This window comes from Streptomyces sp. NPDC048191 (genome assembly GCF_040652655.1).
In the GTDB taxonomy this organism is placed as follows: domain Bacteria; phylum Actinomycetota; class Actinomycetes; order Streptomycetales; family Streptomycetaceae; genus Streptomyces.
The window spans coordinates 76,534-96,667 of record NZ_JBEZMO010000001.1; the positions used below are offsets into that span (position 1 = coordinate 76,534).

21 protein-coding genes, 2 tRNA genes, 1 other RNA gene and 1 pseudogene are annotated in these 20,134 nt (G+C 72.5%); 18 read left to right on the forward strand and 7 right to left on the reverse strand.

Annotated elements, in window-relative coordinates; translation table 11 throughout:
* Positions 1-9: 9 nt before the first annotated feature.
* Positions 10-106: signal recognition particle sRNA small type (ffs, locus tag AB0D93_RS00345), an RNA gene on the reverse strand.
* Positions 107-226: 120 nt separating this feature from the next.
* On the opposite strand from ffs, the gene AB0D93_RS00350 reads away from it, so the two are divergent.
* Positions 227-314 (forward strand) — tRNA-Ser (locus tag AB0D93_RS00350).
* Here AB0D93_RS00350 and AB0D93_RS00355 read toward each other — a convergent pair.
* From AB0D93_RS00355 to AB0D93_RS00370, 4 genes and pseudogenes are all read right to left on the reverse strand, one after another.
* Positions 285-524 (reverse strand): annotated as a pseudogene (locus AB0D93_RS00355) (hypothetical protein); the annotation flags it as partial. The gene AB0D93_RS00350 and the pseudogene AB0D93_RS00355 sit on opposite strands and share 30 nt — an antisense overlap.
* A gap of 35 nt (positions 525-559) precedes the next feature.
* Entirely contained in the window at positions 560-2,323 is a 1,764-nt protein-coding gene (locus AB0D93_RS00360; protein WP_362111810.1) for a copper resistance protein CopC, read from the reverse strand.
* Between the two features lie 123 nt (positions 2,324-2,446).
* The gene (locus AB0D93_RS00365; RefSeq protein WP_362110403.1) at positions 2,447-3,043 is read right to left on the reverse strand and encodes a GNAT family N-acetyltransferase; all 597 of its coding nucleotides are present in this window, start codon (positions 3,041-3,043) and stop codon (positions 2,447-2,449) included.
* Positions 3,040-5,238 (reverse strand): penicillin acylase family protein, encoded by a 2,199-nt coding sequence (locus tag AB0D93_RS00370; RefSeq protein WP_362110406.1) that lies wholly within the window; start codon positions 5,236-5,238, stop codon positions 3,040-3,042. Before AB0D93_RS00370 ends, AB0D93_RS00365 begins: the two co-directional genes overlap by 4 nt.
* A 210-nt stretch (positions 5,239-5,448) precedes the next feature.
* Here AB0D93_RS00370 and AB0D93_RS00375 point away from each other — a divergent pair, with 210 nt between their 5' ends.
* The 6 genes from AB0D93_RS00375 to AB0D93_RS00400 all read left to right on the forward strand — a co-directional run bounded on the left by AB0D93_RS00375 (position 5,449) and on the right by AB0D93_RS00400 (position 10,281).
* On the forward strand, positions 5,449-6,915 hold the full coding sequence (locus AB0D93_RS00375) for an FG-GAP-like repeat-containing protein (RefSeq protein WP_362110409.1): 1,467 nt from the start codon (positions 5,449-5,451) through the stop codon (positions 6,913-6,915).
* Between the two features lie 25 nt (positions 6,916-6,940).
* The gene (locus AB0D93_RS00380; RefSeq protein WP_362110412.1) at positions 6,941-7,543 is read left to right on the forward strand and encodes an HhH-GPD-type base excision DNA repair protein; all 603 of its coding nucleotides are present in this window, start codon (positions 6,941-6,943) and stop codon (positions 7,541-7,543) included.
* 101 nt (positions 7,544-7,644) lie between these two features.
* A complete protein-coding gene (locus tag AB0D93_RS00385; protein WP_362110415.1) occupies positions 7,645-8,313 on the forward strand; it encodes an HdeD family acid-resistance protein in 669 nt (222 codons plus the stop codon).
* A gap of 97 nt (positions 8,314-8,410) precedes the next feature.
* Complete coding sequence (locus tag AB0D93_RS00390; RefSeq protein ID WP_362110419.1) at positions 8,411-8,731, forward strand: hypothetical protein; 321 nt, start codon at positions 8,411-8,413, stop codon at positions 8,729-8,731.
* A gap of 515 nt (positions 8,732-9,246) precedes the next feature.
* Positions 9,247-9,543 carry a type II toxin-antitoxin system VapB family antitoxin gene (locus AB0D93_RS00395; protein WP_004943146.1) on the forward strand — a complete coding sequence of 99 codons (297 nt, stop codon included), beginning with the start codon at positions 9,247-9,249 and terminating at the stop codon, positions 9,541-9,543.
* A gap of 105 nt (positions 9,544-9,648) precedes the next feature.
* Positions 9,649-10,281: a LytR C-terminal domain-containing protein gene (locus AB0D93_RS00400; protein ID WP_362110422.1), complete on the forward strand. Its 633-nt coding sequence runs from the start codon at positions 9,649-9,651 to the stop codon at positions 10,279-10,281.
* A gap of 44 nt (positions 10,282-10,325) precedes the next feature.
* Here AB0D93_RS00400 and upp read toward each other — a convergent pair whose 3' ends face one another.
* Positions 10,326-10,961, reverse strand: coding sequence for a uracil phosphoribosyltransferase (gene upp, locus AB0D93_RS00405; RefSeq protein ID WP_362110425.1), 636 nt, complete (start codon positions 10,959-10,961; stop codon positions 10,326-10,328).
* 97 nt (positions 10,962-11,058) lie between these two features.
* Between upp and AB0D93_RS00410 the strand changes: the two genes are divergently transcribed.
* From AB0D93_RS00410 to AB0D93_RS00450, 9 genes are all read left to right on the forward strand, one after another.
* On the forward strand, positions 11,059-11,301 hold the full coding sequence (locus AB0D93_RS00410; RefSeq protein ID WP_362110428.1) for a hypothetical protein: 243 nt from the start codon (positions 11,059-11,061) through the stop codon (positions 11,299-11,301).
* A gap of 292 nt (positions 11,302-11,593) precedes the next feature.
* On the forward strand, positions 11,594-12,130 hold the full coding sequence (locus AB0D93_RS00415; protein ID WP_362110431.1) for a hypothetical protein: 537 nt from the start codon (positions 11,594-11,596) through the stop codon (positions 12,128-12,130).
* A gap of 56 nt (positions 12,131-12,186) precedes the next feature.
* On the forward strand, positions 12,187-12,618 hold the full coding sequence (gene tadA / locus AB0D93_RS00420) for a tRNA adenosine(34) deaminase TadA (protein WP_362110434.1): 432 nt from the start codon (positions 12,187-12,189) through the stop codon (positions 12,616-12,618).
* 45 nt (positions 12,619-12,663) lie between these two features.
* Positions 12,664-12,748: transfer RNA gene (locus AB0D93_RS00425), tRNA-Ser, on the forward strand.
* 162 nt (positions 12,749-12,910) lie between these two features.
* The gene (locus tag AB0D93_RS00430) at positions 12,911-13,090 is read left to right on the forward strand and encodes a hypothetical protein (RefSeq protein WP_362110437.1); all 180 of its coding nucleotides are present in this window, start codon (positions 12,911-12,913) and stop codon (positions 13,088-13,090) included.
* 11 nt (positions 13,091-13,101) lie between these two features.
* Positions 13,102-13,395 (forward strand): Dabb family protein, encoded by a 294-nt coding sequence (locus AB0D93_RS00435; RefSeq protein ID WP_362110440.1) that lies wholly within the window; start codon positions 13,102-13,104, stop codon positions 13,393-13,395.
* A gap of 185 nt (positions 13,396-13,580) precedes the next feature.
* Entirely contained in the window at positions 13,581-14,453 is an 873-nt protein-coding gene (locus tag AB0D93_RS00440) for an RNA polymerase sigma factor SigF (RefSeq protein ID WP_362111813.1), read from the forward strand.
* A 327-nt stretch (positions 14,454-14,780) separates the two neighbouring features.
* A complete protein-coding gene (locus AB0D93_RS00445) occupies positions 14,781-15,740 on the forward strand; it encodes an RNA polymerase sigma factor SigF (protein WP_362110443.1) in 960 nt (319 codons plus the stop codon).
* 38 nt (positions 15,741-15,778) lie between these two features.
* Positions 15,779-16,546, forward strand: coding sequence for a hypothetical protein (locus tag AB0D93_RS00450; protein ID WP_362110446.1), 768 nt, complete (start codon positions 15,779-15,781; stop codon positions 16,544-16,546).
* Positions 16,547-16,589: 43 nt separating this feature from the next.
* On the opposite strand, the gene AB0D93_RS00455 is transcribed toward AB0D93_RS00450, so the two are convergent.
* On the reverse strand, positions 16,590-16,793 hold the full coding sequence (locus AB0D93_RS00455) for a hypothetical protein (RefSeq protein WP_362110449.1): 204 nt from the start codon (positions 16,791-16,793) through the stop codon (positions 16,590-16,592).
* A gap of 206 nt (positions 16,794-16,999) precedes the next feature.
* On the opposite strand from AB0D93_RS00455, the gene AB0D93_RS00460 reads away from it, so the two are divergent.
* Positions 17,000-17,506, forward strand: coding sequence for a MarR family transcriptional regulator (locus AB0D93_RS00460; protein WP_362110451.1), 507 nt, complete (start codon positions 17,000-17,002; stop codon positions 17,504-17,506).
* A 13-nt stretch (positions 17,507-17,519) separates the two neighbouring features.
* Positions 17,520-20,075, forward strand: coding sequence for an MFS transporter (locus tag AB0D93_RS00465; RefSeq protein WP_362110454.1), 2,556 nt, complete (start codon positions 17,520-17,522; stop codon positions 20,073-20,075).
* The last annotated feature ends 59 nt before the right edge of the window (positions 20,076-20,134 follow it).

Below are 20,134 nucleotides of genomic sequence, written 5' to 3' on the forward strand. Positions count from 1 at the left end.
TCCCGGAAACGCAAGGGCCCCCCACGCACCCGCCAGAGCCAACCTACCCTTGCTGCCTTCCGGCCCTGGGGGAGTTCAGTCAGATAGCGCCGCGTGAGGGGCTGCGCCCCACAGTACCCGATCGCGGCCCGCGGTCAGTAACCGATCGGGTTCCGCGGAAGCACCCGATGCGGGCCTGCGGGAACGGGTTCGCGAGCACTCCCCTCGGTCATGTAATGTTTCCGGCGGAGGATTCGCCTAGAGGCCTAGGGCGCACGCTTGGAAAGCGTGTTGGGGGCAACCCCTCACGAGTTCGAATCTCGTATCCTCCGCCAGCCCAGAGGGCCGGACCGCGAAAGCGGCCCGGCCCTCTGGCGTTTCTCCGTCTCGGTTTCCGTCTCAGCTGCTTCCCGGCCCACTCCGGGCGGTGCCCAGAGGGTGTCTCCGGCCTGCTGAGCGACCTGCTGAGCGACTTTCCGGAGCATGACTCCCGTCACATGCACGTACCGGGCGCGCATCCGCGCCGCTCCCCCAGGCTCCCACCCGTGATCGCGGCCCCGACCGGCTCACCGGCTGTCCGCTACCGCGTCACCCGCACCGGTGCCGACACCGTCACCTGGTCCAGGTCCGAGATCCGGACGGTCACCTTCATCGTCCAGGTGCCGGGGAGGGGCAGGTCGAAGGAGTCGGCGCTCCAGTAGCCGCCGCGGTCGGTGATCCTGGTGTCCAGGGGACCGATCTTCTGCGCCGCCAGGGTCAGCGTGACGCGGAGTTCGGGGACCGTGGACAGGCCGCCGTCGGGGCCGTAGACCACCGCCTGGACGGAGGTGCGGCCCACCCGGCCCGGGTCCAGGGTGATCTGGACCTTGCCGTGGCCGCCGGGGGTGCCGGCGTCGAAGGGGATCGTGGTGACGGAGGCCGTCGGGACACCGGCCGTCGGGGTGGCCGTCTGTACGGCCTCGGTGGCGGCGCGGCCGGGCACCGTGTTGGTGAGCAGGGTGGTCAGGGCCAGGACCACCACGGCGACACCCGCCTCCGCCAGCACCGAGCGGCGCAGGAGGTGGAAGGGCGGCCGCGGGGGCGGTGCGGGGGGTTCCGGGGGGAGCGGGGGGCCGCCGGCCGGTGCGGGGACGCGGGCGGGGGGCGCCGTCGCCGTCGCCCGGTCCTTCAGCACGCGGTTCGTCCAGCTGCGGGAGCAGGCCGCCGCCAGCAGCAGCGCGGTGACCGCCGCCAGCTTGGCCAGCAGGGTCCGGCCGTACGTGGTGTCCGTGAGCGCCTGCCAGGACCCCAGGCCGCGCCAGGACTGGTAGACGCCGGTCAGGACGAGGACCGCCACCGAGACGATTGCCAGGCGGGAGAAGCGGGCCACGGTGGCGAGGGAGGTGCCCTGGAGCGTGCGCAGCAGGGCCGCCAGACCGCCCAGCCAGGCCGCCATGGCCAGCAGATGGAGGGTGGCGGAGGTGATGGCCAGGGGGACCTGGAGGCCCGCTGAGGCGTGTTCGGCCGCCGTCCAGGTGAGGGTGAGCGGGAGGGAGACGGCGGCGGCCACGGCGAGCGTCGTACGGCGCGGGAGCCTTCGGCGGCGGGCCCGCACGAGCGCCACGGCGGCGCCGGCCAGGAGCAGCAGCGCCAGCCGGACGAGCAGGAGCGCGCCGGGGCGGGTGGTGGCCGTGCGGGTGAGGGAGTCCAGGGTGAGCGTGGGCGCGGAGCCCTCCTCGTACGGGGCGCGCAGGAGGTACAGGGCGGTCGTCGTGGCGAGGAGGGTCCAGGCGGCGGCCAGGACCGGGGTGCGCAGCGGGACGGCGGTGGGCGGGCGGCAGTAGGCCACGAACGTCGCGGTGCCGAGGAGGACGGCCAGCGAGAGGTAGGCGAGGTAGCGGGCGATGTTGTAGAGGGCCGCCGTGGCGGGGTTCTCCGTACGGTCGGCGGCGGGACTCGCGGTCGTTGCCGTGCGCTTGCCGACCGAGAAGGTGAGCGCGCCGGACACCGGGTGGCTGTCCGCCGACACCACGCGCCAGGCGACCGTGTAGGTGCCGGTGGCGAGCCGGGCGGGCAGGGAGACGCGGGCGGTGTCCGGGCGGCCGGGGGCGTGCTCGGCGGGGCCGGTGCGCAGGCGGTGGTTGGTGGGGTCGTAGACGCGGAAGGAGTCGGTGAGCAGGCCGACCGATTCGGTGAAGGTCAGCGTCACCAGCCGGGGGGCCGTGCGCAGGACGGTTCCGTCGGCGGGGTCGGTGGTGCGCAGGGCCGCGTGGGCCGAGGCCGGGGCGGCGGTGCCGAGCAGGAGGAGGAAGAGGCCCGCGGCCAGCAGGGCCAGCCGTCGTGACCATCGGTGTCCGTCGCGCAGCGCCTCGCGCACTTCGTCCCTCCTTCGCCGCGTGCCCTCCCCATGAGTACGCGGAGACCGGCCGGTGTGCTCACCGTGCCGGGCCCCTCCCAGGTGCGCCGGGACGGGCCTCCGGCGGCATCGTCACCCGGGGAGAGCTACCGCGGGCTCCAGGAAGGCGAGTTGGGCGTGCTTCTCCGGCAGGTACACGTCGGGGAGGTCCACCTCCGGCAGCACGACCGCCGGACCGCGTACGAAGCCCTGGCGTTCGAAGCGGGCGATCGCCCCCGTGTTGCGCACGTCCGGGTCGACCACGAGCCGGCGCCGGCCCGGGGCCCGCAGCGCGTACGCCGTCATCACCGTCAGCAGCGCCGAAGTCCAGCCGGGGCGTGGGCCGTCGGGTCCGGCGGGGGCGAGGAGGACGTGGACACCGAGGTCGCCGGGCCGGACGTCGTAGCACTCGCCGACCCGGTCCGCGGCCGGCTCGTACGTCTGGAACAGGGCGGCCGGTGTGCCGTCCTTGGTGACGAGGTGGGCGTGGTGGGTGTCGAGGCCGGCCATGTGGGCGTAGATCTCGGTGACCTGGTCCCGGGTGAGGCCGTTCATGCCCCAGAAGACGGCGCGTTCCTCGCTCACCCAGCCGTGGACGACGTCCGCGTCGGACACCGGGTCGAGGGGGCGGACGCGGACGGTGCCGAAGCCGCCGACGTGCTGTTCGTAGGGGTCGGTGAGGTCGGTCATCGGGTTTCCTCCGTGCGTTCCAGCAGGGTCCAGTCGGTGATGACGGGGGCCAGCTCTCCCGTGCGCCACAGGGGGAGTTGGTCGCGGTGGTGGGGTGCGCCGGGAACGCCGTCGGCGCCGAGGGGGACGACCCAGCGGCTGCCCGCGCGGTCGGCCAGGTCCCAGACGTAACGGGCGGCCGGGCCACGGGCCACACGGTCGGTGAGACCGGGTACGGCGGAGGTGCACAGCACGCAGTCGTGATCACCGGCGAGCCCGGGCCCCGCGTCCTGCTCCGCGTCCGGGTACGGCAGGGCGCGCCAGGGTGCGAGGCGGTGGGTGTCGGACCAGGTGCCGGCCGGGGGTGCGGCGGCCACCTCCTCCAGGGCCGCGCGGACGGCGGCCGGACGGTCGACGCCGTACAACTCCTCGGCGCGCAGCAGGTGTTCGAGGGCGTGTCCGATGCGCGGGACGAGGGCCAGCCAGGGCTGCAGGACCTCCGGGTAGGCCGGGGGCTCGGCGAGCGGGGCGAACGCCGGGTGCGCGGCGAGACGGCGTACGACCGCGCCGCGCACCGCCGCGAAGGCGGCCGCGTCGGTGCTGCCGGCGTCCATGTGCCGGTTCCAGGCGAGCAGGCGGTCGCGCAGGCGGGCCGCGGCGGGGGTGAGGCCGTCGAGGGCGGCGAGGTGGTCGAGCAGGGGTGCGGCGGAGGCGAGGTGGGTGTCGGTGTGGATCGTGGCCATGGCGTCGGCGGTCCAGGTGCGGCGCGCTCCGAGCAGGGCGCGGATGCGGTCGGCGCGGTGCGGTGGGGCGAACTCGACGCCGAGGGGGGTGGCGGGGCCGCGTTGGTTGGCCATCACGGCGGTGCCGTCCGGCACGGGCGCGTACGGCATCGCGTGCCAGCCGTGCCAGTCGTGGCCGGGCTGCCAGGCGGGGACCGGACGGAGACGGTTGGATTCCGCGCGGAGGGGGACGCGGCCGGCGACGCGGTGCAGGGTGCCCCCGGCGGTGTCGGCCGCCTGGACCACGTTGACGGGCTCGGCCCAGTCGTCCAGGGCTCGGTCGACGTCCTGCACCGTGCGGGCCCTCAGGAGGGGGAGGAGGGCGCTGAAGCCGAGGTCCTCCGTGACGCGGGGCGGATAGCGAAGGGCGAGCGCCTCGGCTTCGCCTCCGGCGGGGATTTCGTTCACCTCCGCACCCCCCGTGCGGCGTTCACCGCCGGCGGGCAGCCCCTGCGGGGCCTTCTCGCCCTCGGCGGCCTCGGGCTCTCGGACGGTGACCCCGGCCTCCAGACCCTCCGGCCCTCCGGCGATCACCGGCCCCCTCGCCGTCTCGACGATCTCGATCTCGAGTGGTGGCTCTCCGGCGATCTCCACCGTCTCCGTGTGCCGTGCGGCCCGGTGCCAGTGGCCGTCGGGGCCGAGGGCCTGGACGCCGGCGCCGGTGCGGCGGAGCCGTTCGCGGTAGAGGTCCTGATAGTCGGCCATGGCGTTGGTGATGGCCCAGGCGACCGTGCCGGTGTGGCCGAAGTGGGCGATGCCGGGGACGCCGGGCACGGCGAGGCCGACGACGTCGAACTCGGGGCAGGAGAGGTGGGTCTGCTGGTAGACACCGGGGTCCTCGATGAAGCGGTGCGGGTCGCCGGCGATCAGGGCGTGGCCGGTCGCGGTGCGCGCGCCGGAGAGCAGCCAGCCGTTGCTGCCGGCGGTGCCGGGGCCGTCCGTGGCGAACAGGGCCACCGCCTCGGGCCCGAGGTGCCGTATCGCCTGCTCACGCCAGAGCTTGGCCGGGAACCCGGCGAACAGGATGTGGGTCGCGAGCCAGACGCCGAGCGGGGTCCAGGGCCGCCAAGGGGCGGGGGTGAGGCCGGTGCGGGCGAACTCGGGCGCCCGGCGCGCACCGGCCGGCAGGCCCGCGTTGACGCCGTCGACGTACGCGCGGACCCAGTCGGCGGTTTCGGGGTCCCGGCGTTCCAGCGCGGCGAAGCAGCGCCGGGCCGTGTCGTCGAGACGGGCCCGGCGGGCCAGGACGTCCCAGGAGAGGGCGCCTGCGCCGAGGAACGCGGCCGAGGTGCCCTGGGATCGGTGGCGCTCGACCTCCAGTTGCCAGGCTCGGTCGAGGGCGGTCACCCGGCCCTGGGCGCGGGCCAGTTCGAGGGCGCTGGAGGCCCGCAGGTGGGGGATGCCCCAGGCGTCGCGGTAGGTCTCGGTGGTCACCGGGAGCACCCCTTGTTTTAGGTAAGCCTTGCCTAACTTTCTGGTGAGGATCGTACGCGAGGGACGGCGGGACCAGGGGACGGGGGGCGTACAACCTTTCGAGTGATCCGTGCGTCCAGTGAGCACATCGTGCGTCCCGTGCGTGGCCGGGCGTTCGCCCGGCCGCGGGCGCCGGCCGTCCGCCCCACCGCCCCGAGTCAAGGAGTCCCGTTGCGCAGAGTCCTCACGGCGGCAGCCGTGGCCGCCGCGGTCGTCGCCGTTCCGCTCACCCCGGTCGCGTCCGCCGCCACGCCCTACAAGGGGGCCAACACCGCTGCCGTACAGGACGACTTCAACGGCGACGGCTACCGTGACCTGGTCGTCGGCGCGCCGGACGCGGCGAACGGCGGTGTGGAGGCGGCCGGTGCCGTGGTGGTGCTCTACGGCTCCTCCGCCACCGTCAGCGCCACCCACCGCACGGTGATCACCCAGGCCACCGCCGGGATCCCCGGGGACCCCGAGGAGTACGACCGCTTCGGCACCGCGGTGGCCGCCGCCGACCTCGACCGCGACGGGTACGCCGACCTGATCGTGGGCACGCCGCACGAGGGGGTCGGCAGCAAGGAGTCGCGGGGCTCGGTGACCGTGGTGTGGGGCGGGCCGAAGGGGCTGCGGGGCGGCACGACCATCGCGCCGCCGACGGGCTTCGGGGACGGGCTGACGTACTGCCGCTTCGGGATGTCCCTGGCCACCGGTGACATGGACGGCGACGGCGCGCCCGAGCTGTCGGTCGGCTCCTCCTGTGAAGGGGCGGCGTACGGCGGCCCGTTCACCCGCACCGGGCAGGCCGCCGGTGTGGAACGGCGTCGGGACATGGGCGAGGGCCGTGGTGTGGCCATGGGCGACGTCGACGGGGACGGCAAGGCGGAGCGGTTCTGGATGCCCGGGCCGACGGACGGCGACCTGCGCGGGCCGGTCCGGTACGACGACGCCGACAGCGGCTTCGGCGTGAAACTCCCCTACGCCGACGGCCACGCCGGCGTGATCGGCGACGTCAACGGCGACGGCTACGGCGACCTGATCACCGGGATCTCGTCCGACGACTCCATGTCCGGCGGTCCCTCCGGCTGGGCGCACAAGGGCGGCGAGATCCAGGTCCTCTACGGCGGCCCGCACGGCATCACCGCCGACCAGCACCCCGAGGTCTTCCACCAGGACACCGCGGGCGTCCCCGGCACGGCGGAGAACGGCGACGAGTTCGGCCAGTCCCTCAGCGTGGGCGACGTCAACGGTGACGGTTACGCGGACGTCCTCGTCGGCTCCCCCGGCGAGGCGGTCGGCACGCACATGAGTGCCGGCACGGCCGTCCTGCTGCGCGGCTCCGCCTCCGGCCTGACGACCGCCAAGGCCACCGGTTACACCCAGGACACGGCCGACGTGCCCGGCGCGGTCGAGACCGGCGACCAGTTCGGGGCCGCGGTGCACCTGGCCGACCTCGACCACGACGGAAAGGCGGAGACGGTCGTCGGCGCGCCCACCGAGAACAGCGACGGCTGTGTCTGGGTCGCCCGGGGCTCGGCCTCCGGTCCGGTGGCCAAGGGTTCCTTCAACGTGTGCGGCAAGAGCGCCGGCATCGGCGTGTACGACGTGAAGGGCTACTTCGGGGCGGCCACGACCAGCGCCCACGTGGAGCTCTGACCCGCGCCGGGGCATGATCGGGGTCATGGACGTCACCCTGCACCTCGCCCAGGACTCCGAGGCCGACGCGCTGCTCGGGCGGTCCCCGCTCGCCGCGCTCACCGGGATGCTGCTCGACCAGCAGGTCCCGATGGAGTGGGCGTTCAAGGGTCCCCGGACCATCGCCGACCGGCTCGGCGTCGCGGCCTCCGGTGATCTCGACGCGCACGACATCGCGGCCATGGACCCGGAGGCCTTCGCCGCGCTGCTCTCCGAGAAGCCGGCCGTGCACCGCTACCCGGGCTCGATGGCCAAGCGCATCCAGCAGCTGTGTCAGTACCTCACCGAGCACTACGACGGGGACGCGGAGGCGGTCTGGCGGGGCGTCCGGACCGGCTCCGAGCTGCTGCGACGGCTGGAGTCGCTGCCCGGGTTCGGCAAGCAGAAGGCCCAGATCTTCCTCGCGCTGCTCGGCAAGCAGCTCGGGGTCACCCCGGAGGGCTGGCGGGAGGCGGCGGGGGCCTACGGCGAGCCCTCGTCCTTCCGGTCGGTCGCCGACATCACCGGGCCCGAGTCGCTGGCCAAGGTGCGCGCGCACAAGCAGGAGCTGAAGGCGGCGGCCAAGGCGGCCAGGACCTCCGGCAAGTAGGGCCGAGGCTCTGAGGACGGGTGCACGTGCGCGCCCGTTCCCGTCACCCGGCCGGCCCCTCCCCGATGGCACCCCCGTCCTGCTCGGTCGAAGCATGAACCATGACCGAGGCACCGAACAGCGGCCCGGACTGGGGCCGTGAGTACGACGACCGGAACGTCCACGCGGCCGCGCCGCCGGGCGAGCGGCGCGAGCCCGAGCCGCCGTTCGAGGGGCCCCTGCACGCCCTGTCCAAGGCCGCCTGGCAGGTCGTCCTGGTCACCGGGATCGCCTCGCTGATCCTGGGCGTCCTGGTCCTCGTCTGGCCCAGCGCCTCCCTGCTCGCCGCCGGCGTCCTCTTCGGCCTCTACCTCCTGATCAGCGGCATCTTCCAGCTGGCCTCCGCCTTCGGCACGCACATGGCGACCTCGCTGCGGGTGCTGGCCTTCATCAGCGGCGCGCTGTCGATCCTGCTCGGCCTGTTCTGCTTCCGCGGGCCCATGCAGTCGATCCTGCTGCTCGCCCTGTGGATCGGCATCGGCTGGCTGATCCGCGGGATCACCCAGACCCTGGCCGCCCTCCACGACCCCCGGATGCCCGGCCGGGGCTGGCAGATCTTCCTCGGGGTCATCACCTTCATCGCCGGGATCGTGCTCATCGACTCGCCGTTCCACTCGGTCGCCGTACTGACCCTGGTGGCGGGCATCTGGCTGGTCGTCGTCGGCATCGCCGAGATCGTCACCGCGTTCAGCATCCGCAGCCGGGCCAGGGCAGTTCCGCGGACGCTGTGAGCACCGCCGTCAATCCCGGGACGCCCGGGTACGCCGTGCGGGCGGATCCCCGGCCGAACCGGCCGCACCCCCCGCTCGTACCGGGCAGACACCTGTCATGAGCGGGATCACGGGCCTGACCCGCAGCCGCACCTGGCTGCGGGTCCTCGTGCTGCTCCTCGCCCTGTGGGTGCCCTACGCCCATGCGCAGGCCCAGGCGGCCCCCGCGTTCGGCGCGTCCGCCGAGGCCTTCGAGCACGAAGTCCTCGACACACTCCTGCGACCGCCCGCCCCGGCCGTGCACCGGGCCGACGCGCAGGAGCGCCCCGCACCCCTGCCCGACCCGGCGCCCACCCGCCCGGCGGCGCGCCCGTACCCCACCACACCGCGGGTGCCGTACGCCCCGCCCCTGCTCCGCACGGTGGTCCTGCGCTGCTGACGGACCCGTTTCCCCGCGACAGGTCGGTCAACAGGTCAGTCAGACACAAGGAGCAGCATCACCATGCCCATGGATCCCTATGCCGTGCTGCGCGCCCTGCTGCGCGCGGAGGCCAGGCGTGCCGCGGCACCCAGGCCGGAGCAGAAGGAAGAACCGCAGCGAGGGCCCGACGATCGCAATCGCTGAACCCGGTACGGCGGAGGCGGGCCACCGCCTCCGCCGGGCCGTGCCGCGCGGGGGGCGGGTGATCGCCCGGCCGGGCCGGGTGCCGAACGAGCGGGTGGTCCCCCGTCCGGCCTCAGCCGTTCGGAGGAAATCCGCGTACCGGATTCCGGCTCCCCCGAAGAAGCCCGCCATGAACAGGAGTCGGCGGGGGCGGCCACGCTCCCGCCGTCGCTCATCGCGACCCCCTCATCCGGATAGAGGTATGTATGACCCTTTTGCGACACCTTTTCAGGCGGTGCACTCCGCCGCCATGGCTGCGCCCGGAACGTCTTGACCGGTAGGCTTTCCGTGTGATCTTCAAGCGCATCGGAAACGGCCGGCCGTACCCCGACCACGGCCGGGAAAGCACCCGGCAGTGGGCGGACGTCGCGCCGCGCCCGGTCCGCCTCGATCAGCTCGTGACCACCAAGCAGCAGCTCGACCTGGAGACCCTGCTGGCGGAGGACTCGACGTTCTACGGCGACCTCTTCGCACACGTCGTGAAGTGGCAGGGCGACCTCTACCTGGAGGACGGCCTGCACCGCGCCGTACGTGCCGCCCTGCAGCAGCGCCAGGTGCTGCACGCGCGCGTGCTCGAACTCGACTGACCCGGCGCGACACGGCTGTTGGCCCTTGACCCTTTCGGGTTCCGCTGAGCGGCATCGACTGATCATCTAATAGGCATCGCCGCTCAGGCGCACTACGCTGCGCCCATGAGCATGCTCACTCCTCCTGGCATGGGCGGCCAGTACCGGATCACGGGGGACAAATACCCCCGGATGCGTCCGCCGCGCCGACGCGCCAGGCTCGTGGCCGCCGTGGTGGCGTCCGTCGCCGTGCTCGGCCTGATCGGCTGGGGCACGCTGCAGCTCATCGACGTCTTCACCGGCGGCGCCAAGAAGAGCACCACGGCAAGCTCGAAGACCGACTGCCATCCCAAGGTGGATACGGCCAGTCAGGTGAAGGCCCTGCCGAAGCCGGGCCAGATCACCGTGAACGTCTACAACGCCACCGCGCGCACCGGCCTCGCCAAGGACACCGCCGACGAGCTGAAGAAGCGCGGCTTCAAGATCGGTGACGTGGGCAACGCGCCCGGGCAGTTCGACAAGAAGGTCAAGAGCGCCGGGGTACTGCTCGGCCCCGCCGCCGCCCGGAACAGCTCACTGCCGGTGCTGGCGACCCAGCTGGCCAGCGCCGAGCAGCGCACCGACACGCGCAAGGGCACCGACGTCGACCTCATCCTGGGCGACGCCTTCAAGGGCCTGGCCCAGCCGGCGGCGGCGGACCAGGCCCTGACCAGGCTGACGGCGCCCGCACCGACGGCATCCACGAAGAAGAGCTGCTGAGCCGGGCGAACGGCGGTGGTGCCGCACTCCCTTGGGTGCAACGACTACTCGGCGGCCCCGTAGAGCCGGTCCCCCGCGTCGCCCAGCCCCGGCACGATGTACCCGTGCTCGTTGAGGTGGTCGTCCACGGCCGCCGTCACCACGGTCACCGGCGTCCCCGCCAGCTCCCGCTCCATGACCGCGACGCCCTCGGGTGCGGCGAGAAGGACCACGGCGGTGACGTCGTCGGCCCCCCGCTTGATCAGCTCCTGGATCGCCGCGACCAGCGTGCCGCCCGTGGCCAGCATCGGGTCCAGGACGTACACCTGGCGGCCCGAGAGGTCCTCCGGCATGCGCGAGGCGTAGGTGGAGGCCTGCAGCGTCTCCTCGTTGCGGATCATGCCCAGGAAGCCCACCTCGGCGGTCGGCAGCAGCCGGACCATGCCGTCCAGCATGCCGAGACCGGCCCGCAGGATCGGCACGACCAGCGGGCGGGGCCGGGCGAGCTTGACGCCGGTGGTCCGGGCGACCGGGGTCTGGATGTCGACGGCCTCGGTGCGCACGTCCCGCGTCGCCTCGTAGGCGAGCAGGGTGACCAGCTCGTCGGCCAGTCGGCGGAAGGTCGCGGAGTCGGTGCGCTGGTCGCGCAGCGTGGTGAGCTTGTGGGCGACCAGGGGGTGGTCGACGACATGGAGACGCATGCCCCTAACGGTACCTGCGCCCGGCACCCCTGCGGCCCTGGCGTCGAAGCGGCCGTCCGAGGGAAAGTGGGAGGGACGGAACTGGGGTGGTGTGAACGTGGCCGACCTGCCTGACCTTCCCGAGGACGCGCCCGGCGGCACCGAGGACACCGGGGCCCGCGACGAGCCCGCGACACGTGCGGCCGACGCACCCGGGACGGACGCCGAGCGCCGGCAGCGGCGCGCCCAGTTCCTGCGTGACCTCGCCGAAGCCCGTGAGCTGCGTGCCCGGGTCCAGCCGAGGCGCGCCAAGGCCGCCCGGCTGCGCCACGAGATGCGCATGCGGACGTTCCGCTGGTAGGCCGTCTGCAGGGAGGAAAGCGCTTGGGCAGGATCCGGTAGGGAAGTTCCGGGGTAAGGAAGATCCGCGCCCGCACCGGGCGTTTGCGTGGCGGACGTGCGTGGGTGCCTGGAAAAGCCGCGTACGATCCGCAGGTGGCCGGCAAGACACAGGGAGCCGAAGACGTCCCCTGAGCGCCTTGTTTCTGCCACGATTCCGAGTGGGTGGGGCTCGGAGCCCGAGCTCTCCCGCCCATGTACCTCCGCCGGGGGGACCCCCAACCGGCACGCCTACGACCAGTGGGAGAGTCACGGTGTACTTCGCCGCACTGCTCGCGCGCACCGAAGACGGGTGGGAAGCGAGCGACACGGAGCTCGACGATGTGGAAACCCTGTCGGATCTGGCCGACCTGGCCCGGGAAGCCTCTCCCGAAGAGGACACGGTGCTCGTCCTGATCGAGCAGGAGGACGCCTGGTTCGGCGTCGTCCGCGTGGACGGCGAGGACGACCCTCGCATCTACGTGTCGGACGCCGCCGCCGCCCAGCGCAGCGCGTACGGCGAGCTGTTGCTCACGGACGAGCTGCTCGGCCGGGAGCCGGGTGCCGACGACGGTCCCGACCTGGACTCCCTGGACCTGGACGGCACGGAGGACGGCGAGTCCGAGGCCGACGAGGACGACGAGGAGAGCCCCGCCGCCGACGCGGTCCCGCACAGCCCCGTGGGCGACAGCCGGATCCTCGACGACCTGGGCATCGGCGAGAAGGAGCTGCGCTCGCTGGACGCCGAGGAGGCGCTGGGCGCGATCGCCGAGGCCCTCGGTGCCTCGGAGGTCCTGGAGACCGTCCGCTGACCGTCGAGAACCCGCCGGCCGTCCCGGACCCGGTACGCGACCGCTGGCGGGCCGCGATGCGGCTCGCCCTGGCCGAGGCCGAGCGGGCCACCGGGGGCGGGGACGTCCCCGTCGGCGCCGTCGTGCTGTCCCCGGACGGCAGGACGGTGCTCGCCGCCGGGCACAACGAACGCGAGGTCACCGGCGACCCCACGGCGCACGCGGAGGTCCTCGCCATCCGGCGGGCCGCCGCCCTGCTCGGCCGGTGGCGGCTCACCGACTGCACCCTCGTGGTCACCCTGGAGCCGTGCACGATGTGCGCGGGCGCGATCGTGCAGTCCCGTGTCGACCGGGTCGTCTACGGGGCCCGCGACGAGAAGGCGGGCGCGGCGGGCTCGCTGTGGGACGTGATCCGGGACCGGCGCCTCAATCACCGTCCGGAAGTCGTCGGGGGCGTCATGGCGGCGGACTGCGCCCGGCTCCTCACCGAGTTTTTCCGGGACCGCTGAATACCGATTTCAGAGCAGGCCCCGCCGTGCTGTAAGGTCTCCCTCGGTAGCGTGTCCGAGCGGCCGAAGGAGCTCGCCTCGAAAGCGAGTGTGGCGCAAGTCACCGAGGGTTCAAATCCCTCCGCTACCGCTCGAAGAAGGGCCCCGTCGAAAGACGGGGCCCTTCGTGCGTCCTCGCGCGCACCGGCAAAAGTCGCCCGGCGGCGGGCCGTTGGTCCTTGAAAGAGGCATGAAGGTTACACTCGCCGCCGGCAGCAGGGGCCCACAGGGCGCAAGTACAGGGGAGGCCGCGGTGGCGGTGAACGCCAAGAAGATCGCCGTGTACGCGCTCGTGGTCTTCGCGCTGTACGTGATCATCACGGACCCGGCCAAGGCGGCCGACTACGTCCAGATAGGCTTCGAGGGCATATCGGACGCGGCCAAGGCCATCGGCCAGTTCATGACCTGGGTCGCCAACGGAGGAAAGAGCTGAGGTACGCCCCCATGATCCGCCATCTGGTCCTCTTCAAGCTCAACGAGGGCGTCGAACGCGACGATCCGCGGGTCGTGGCGGGCGTGGACGCCTTCAGGGCGCTCGACGGCCAGATCGAGGAGCTGCGCTTCTGGGAGTGCGCCTGGAACATCAGCGACCGGCCGATCGCGTACGACTTCGCGATCAACTCGGCCGTCGAGGACGCCGACGCCCTCAAGCGGTACCTGGAGCACCCGGCCCATCAGGCGGGTGTGGCGGTGTGGCGCGAGTTCGCCACGTGGGTGATCGCCGACTACGAGTTCTGAGCCCGGCCCCCTCTTTTTCGGGACGCAGCCCTCCGCCGGAACGGCGGGGGGCCTTTCTACGTCTTACGCCCCAACTTGTGGAAATTTGAACACAACACGGCGTTATGCGGTGCTTGCACACAGTGCACATGTCTTGTGATGCTATGACCGCTTTTGACGGATCATTGACCGAGGGAGAGGTGGCGTTGACCGTGTCGGCCAGTACTGCGCCACCCCAGGAGGAGGCCGCCTCCCCCGCCCCCGCCGCCACGCCCGGTCCCGCCCCGGATCCGCCCCCCGATCCCCCCGAGAAACGGCGCGGCGCCGACACCCGCGCCCTCACCCAGGTGCTCTTCGGCGAGCTGAAGGAGCTCAAGCCGGGCACGCCGGAGCACCACCGGGTGCGGGGGGCGCTGATCGAGGCGAACCTCCCGCTCGTGCGCTACGCCGCCGCCCGCTTCCGCTCCCGCAACGAACCCATGGAGGACGTGGTCCAGGTCGGCACCATCGGCCTGATCAACGCGATCGACCGCTTCGACCCGGACCGGGGCGTGCAGTTCCCGACCTTCGCGATGCCGACCGTGGTCGGCGAGATCAAGCGGTACTTCCGCGACAACGTCCGCACGGTCCACGTGCCGCGCCGGCTGCACGAGCTGTGGGTGCAGGTCAACAGCGCGACCGAGGACCTCACCACGCTCCACGGCCGCTCCCCGACCACCGCCGAGATCGCCGAGCGCCTGCGGATCAGCGAGGAGGAGGTGCTCAGCTGCATCGAGGCGGGACGGTCGTACCACGCCACCTCTCTGGAGGCCGCGCAGGAGGGCGACGGGCTGCCCGGCCTGCTGGACCGGATCGGCTACGAGGACCCGGCCCTCGACGGCGTGGAACACCGCGACCTGGTCCGGCATCTGCTCGTCCAACTCCCCGAGCGCGAACAGCGGATCCTCCTCCTGCGCTACTACAGCAATCTCACCCAGTCACAGATCAGCGCGGAACTCGGCGTCTCCCAGATGCACGTATCCCGGCTCCTCGCCCGCAGCTTCCAGCGGTTGCGCTCCGCGAATCGCATCGACGCGTAGAAGCGCCCGGGGCGGAGCACGGCGGGCGCACGGAAGCACACCCGGGAACGCCCCCTGCATCGCAAACCCGATCGATCCCTCACCGCCGCGAGCGAATCGCTCACCAGCGCAGATGCCGACAGTTGGGACCCGAAAAAGCGTCAGACCCCGTCTTTCCAGGGCGGATTCGCATCTTGCATGTCGACATGTCACTACAGCGTGTTGCCGACATGTGACATTCTGCGGGAGACGCGTTTGCCGGGCCTTCGGCTCCGGTATTCAGGTGAAGGCTGCGTTGCTCGAAAGGCGGCGCCCGCCACGACCGTCCCGCGACCCAAAGGGGGTGGCATGTCCGCAGAACAGGGCAGCTCGAAGGTGCTGACGCCCGCGACCAGCGAGGCAGCGCCCAAGGAGCTCGACGCTTTCGACGTCCTCGACGGCATCGAGGGCGTCACGGCCCTCGACGCCGTGCCGGCCCCGCCCGCACCGGCGGCCGCCGACCTCCCGGCGACCGCCGACCTCCCGGCGGCCCCGCCCGCCTCGGGGGACATCGACACCCGCACTCTGTCCCGCTCCCTGTTCCTGCGGCTCGCCGCGCTCGACGAGGAGAGCCCCGAGCGGGCCTACGTCCGGGACACCCTGATCGAGCTGAACCTGCCGCTGGTCCGCTACGCGGCGGCCCGCTTCCGCTCCCGCAACGAGCCGATGGAGGACATCGTCCAGGTCGGCACCATCGGCCTGATCAAGGCGATCGACCGCTTCGACTGCGAACGGGGCGTGGAGTTCCCGACGTTCGCGATGCCCACGGTGGTCGGCGAGATCAAGCGCTTCTTCCGGGACACCTCGTGGTCGGTCCGCGTCCCGCGCCGCCTGCAGGAGCTGCGCCTGGCCCTGACCAAGGCCAGCGACGAGCTGTCCCAGAAGCTGGACCGCTCCCCGACGGTCACCGAGCTGGCCGCGGTGCTCGGCGTCTCCGAGGAGGACGTGGTCGACGGCCTCGCGGTCGGCAACGCCTACACCGCCTCCTCGCTGGACTCCCCGGCCCCCGAGGACGACGGCGGCGAGGGCTCGCTCGCCGACCGGCTCGGCTACGAGGACGCGGCCCTGGAGGGCGTGGAGTACCGCGAGTCGCTCAAGCCCCTGCTGGCCAAACTCCCGCCCCGGGAGCGCCGGATCATCATGCTGCGGTTCTTCGCCAACATGACCCAGTCGCAGATCGGCGAGGAGGTCGGCATCTCCCAGATGCACGTCTCCCGCCTGCTCACCCGGACCCTGGCCCAGCTGCGGGACGGCCTGATCTCGGACTGAGGGTTCACATCTGACGGTACGTCAGTGACACTGGCCCGATGCCGCGAGCGACAGGGCCGGACGACAGCGAGCGAACGACACGTGCGACATGGACACGTGGCCGCCGAGGCGCCGTTACGGCAGCGTCGGCGGCCGTCGTCGTCCTGGGCGGGATCGTGGCCGCGTGCGGGAGCCACGGCCCGGACGGCGGCTACGCCGCGGTCGGCCCGGCGGGCGGTCCGGACGGGCAGGGCGCGGCGGCCACACCGACGGGCTCGGTGTCCCTGGTGCCGCTGGACGGAGCGAGGAGCGGCGGGGGTACGCCGAGCGGCAGCCCCCAAGAGCCCGGCTCCGCGGCGGGCGCGCCCGGATCCGCCCGCCCGAGCGGCTCGTCCGGCACCGGCGGCCCGGAGCAGACCGCACCCTCGCCGGGCACGCCCGGCCCGTCCGGTCGTACGACGCCGGCGCCACCCGCACCGGACCCGTCCACGCCGACGCCCGGTCACAGCACCCCGCCCACACCCGCCGCCCTCTCCTGGGGCAGGCCGGCGACCGAGGCCACGGATCAGCGCTGGTGCCAGAAGGTGACCGTCGCCTTCCACAACTCCGGCGGCACGGCGGTGCGTTCGGGCTCGGTGACGTTCGGGACACACGTCATCGGCTCGCTCGGCATCGACTGGGCGACGGTCGACTCGACGGTGGACCTCCCGGTGCCGATCGCGCCGGGCGCGCGCAGGCGTCCCACCTGGACGGTGTGCGTCGACGCCTGGCGCGTGCCGCTCGGCATGCACATCGAGACGCGGGACGTGTCCGTCCGGTGGGAGTGATCGCCGGGACCCGGTGGTCCCGGGCGGTCCTGGCCGGTGAGTCCTACTTCAGCGCGAGCCAGGCGACACCGGCGACCACGGCGAGGGCCACGATGACACCGACGATCACGCCGATGCGGGGACCCGAGGAGGAGGCGGCGGCCGCCTGCTGCTGCCGGCCCTGGGGGGCCTCGTCGACGAACGCGCGGAACATCTGGGTGCTGCCGGCGGGGTCGTAATTGCCCTGGGGGCCCTGGGTGTTAGCCATGGCCCGAGACACTAGCGAATCCACGTGACCGACCCAAGTGCGGGGCCACCGGGACAGACGGGGGCACCTCACCCGCAGCCACCTGCGCATTTACGGTCGCAATACTTGCCTTTGCCAAGTTTTTGCACCCTCGGACCACCGATTTATTTGCCTGCAGCAACCAAACAGGCCTATGGTTGCCCCAAGCAACGAATACGGGAGGTGTGATGGCCGGGCAGGCGCAGTTCGAAGAGCTGGCACGTCAGCTCAGTGCCGTCGGAGCCGTGAAACGGGACCTGGGGCGGATCCTGCCGCCCGACTGCCCGACCGGCTCGGCCGCCGTGCTGACTCTGCTCGGCCGCCACGGAGACATGCGCATGAGCAAGCTCGCCGAGCTGCTCGCCGTGGACATGTCGGTCACCAGCCGGCATGTCGCGCACGTCGCCGCGCGCGGCTGGATCGAGCGGCATCCGGACCCGGCGGACAAGCGCTCGCGCATCCTGCGCCTGACGCCCGCCGGCCTGGAGCAGCTCGACGAGCTGTCCCGGCGGACCTCGCATCTGCTCGCCGAGCGGCTCGCCGACTGGACCGACGACGAGGTGGCCCAGCTGATCCGGCTGATGACCCGCCTGCGCGCGTCCTTCGGCGACTGCCGGTCCGCCCCGGTCCGGCTCCCGGCCGCCGCAGCCGCTCCCGTAGTCGAAGAGACCACCCGTACACCCGCAAGCACGTAAGAAAAGGAAGCCCATGGCAACGACCACACCAGCCGGTGTGCGGGCTCATGCCAAGCACGGGGGAGGCTCCTCCGCTGAGCACGCCCCGATGACGCACCGGCAGATCATGGAGGCGCTGTCTGGCCTGCTCCTGGGCCTGTTCGCCGCCATCCTCTCCTCGACGATCGTCACCAACGCACTGCCGACGATCATCAAGGACCTCGGCGGCGGCCAGTCCGCCTACACCTGGGTCGTCACCGCGGCGCTGCTCGCCCTGACGGCCTCCGTGCCGCTGTGGGGCAAGCTCGCCGACCTGGTGAGCAAGAAGGCCCTCGTCCAGATATCCCTGGTCATCTACATCATCGGCTCGGTCGTCGCGGGTCTCGCGCAGAACCCGGCGATGCTGATCGGCGCGCGTGTCATCCAGGGCCTCGGCGCCGGCGGTCTGTCCGCCCTGGTGCAGGTCATCATGGCCGCGATGATCTCCCCGCGGGAGCGCGGCCGGTACTCCGGCTACACCGGCGCCACCTTCGCCGTCGCCACCGTCGGCGGCCCGCTGCTCGGCGGTGTCATCACCGACACCTCCTGGCTCGGCTGGCGCTACTGCCTGTACGTCGGAATCCCCTTCGCGCTGATCGCGCTGGTCGTGCTGCAGAAGACGCTGCACCTGCCGGTCACCAAGCGGAAGGTCAAGGTCGACTGGACCGGCGCCTTCTTCATCACCGCCGCCGCCTCGCTGCTGCTGGTCTGGGTGACCTTCGCCAACGACAAGTACGACTGGCTGTCCTGGCAGACGTACACGATGGTGGGCGGCACGATCGTGCTCGCGCTGCTGTTCGTGTTCACCGAGACCAGGGCCTCCGAGCCGATCATCCCGCTGCGTCTGTTCCGCAACCGCACGATCTCGCTGGCCTCGCTGGCCTCACTGTTCGTCGGCGTCGGCATGTACGCGGGCACCGTCTTCTTCTCGCAGTACTTCCAGCTGGCCCGCGACAAGTCCCCGACGATGTCCGGCGTCATGACCATCCCGATGATCGGCGGTCTGTTCGTCGCCTCCATGGTCTCCGGCCGGTTCATCACCAGCACCGGCCGCTGGAAGGGCTGGCTGGTCTCCGGCGGTGTGTTCCTGACGGCCGGTCTGGCCCTGCTCGGCCTGATGCGCTACGACACCCCCTACTGGGAGCTGTCCGTCTACATGGCGCTGCTCGGGATCGGCGTCGGCATGATGATGCAGAACCTGGTGCTGTCCACGCAGAACCAGGTCGCCCCGAAGGACCTGGGCGCCGCCTCCTCCACGGTGAGCTTCTTCCGCTCCCTCGGCGGTGCGGTCGGCGTCGGCGTGCTCGGCTCGGTGATGAGTGAGCGGATCACCCACTACGCCAAGGACAGCATCACCGACCTGAGCCCGAAGGCGCGGATGGCCGCCGCCAAGGCCGTGGGCGGAAGCGATCTGCCGGACATGAACGCGCTGCCCAAGCCGGTGCGCAACTGGCTGGAGGGCGCCTACGGCCACGGCATCGCGGACGTCTTCCTCTACGCCGCCCCCTTCGCCCTGATCGCGTTCATCACGGTGCTGTTCATCAAGGAGGTCCCGCTGCGGACGTCCGGCGCGCTGGCCCAGGCCGCGCAGGAGAAGGCCGGGGTGATCGCGGAAGCCGCCACCCCCGTGGAAACGATCGTGGAGAACACCGTGCAGGAACCCGCACAGCAGAAGGTGCCCAGCTGGGCCGAGCCCGTCGTGTCGGCGGCGGGCTCCCCCGGGGCACAGGCCACGGCCGCCCAGCCGGTGGCGACCGCCGTCGCCACGATCGCCGAGCCCGGCACGGGTGGCGGGACCCCGGTGCACGGTTTCGTCCGCGGCGCCGAGAGCGCCCCGGTCCCGCAGGCCGCGATCACCCTGATCTCGCTGGCCGGGCGCCAGCTGGGCCGCGCGGTCGCCCAGGCCGACGGCGCCTACTCCGTCGACGCCCCGGGCACGGGGTCGTACGTCCTGATCGCCTCCGCCGACGGCTACCAGCCGCAGGCCTCCACCGTCGTGGTGGGCCAGGAGCCGCTGTCGTACGACATCCTGCTCAGCGGCACCAGCGGGCTGACCGGTGTGGTCCGGGCCGCCGGGAGCGCGCTGCCGGTCAAGGACGCCATGGTGATCGTCACCGATGTGCGCGGTGACCTGCTGGCCACCGCCGCCACCGGCGAGCAGGGCCAGTTCGCCTTCACCGACCTGGTGCCGGGCACGGTCACCCTGGCCGTCAACGCGAGCGGCTTCCGGCCGCGCGCACTGCCGGTCGAGATCGGCGCCACCGGGATCACCCGGACCGAGATCGACCTGGACGCCGGCGCCCAGCTCCAGGGTGTCGTCCGGGCCCCGCACGGCCCGCTGGCCGACGCCCGGGTGACCCTGGTCGACCAGGCGGGCAACGTGGTCGGCAGCGCCACCACCGGTGCGGACGGCGCGTACGCCTTCACCGACCTGGACGGCGGCGAGTACACGGTCATCGCGACCGGCTACCCGCCGGTGGCCACCGCGCTGACCGTCGCCGGCCCCGGAGTCGACGGCCACGACATCGAACTCGCCCACCCCGGCGAGTAGTTCCGGCCGGTCCGTGGCGGGGCACGCTCCAGCGGAGACGCCCCGCCACGGGCCGGTTC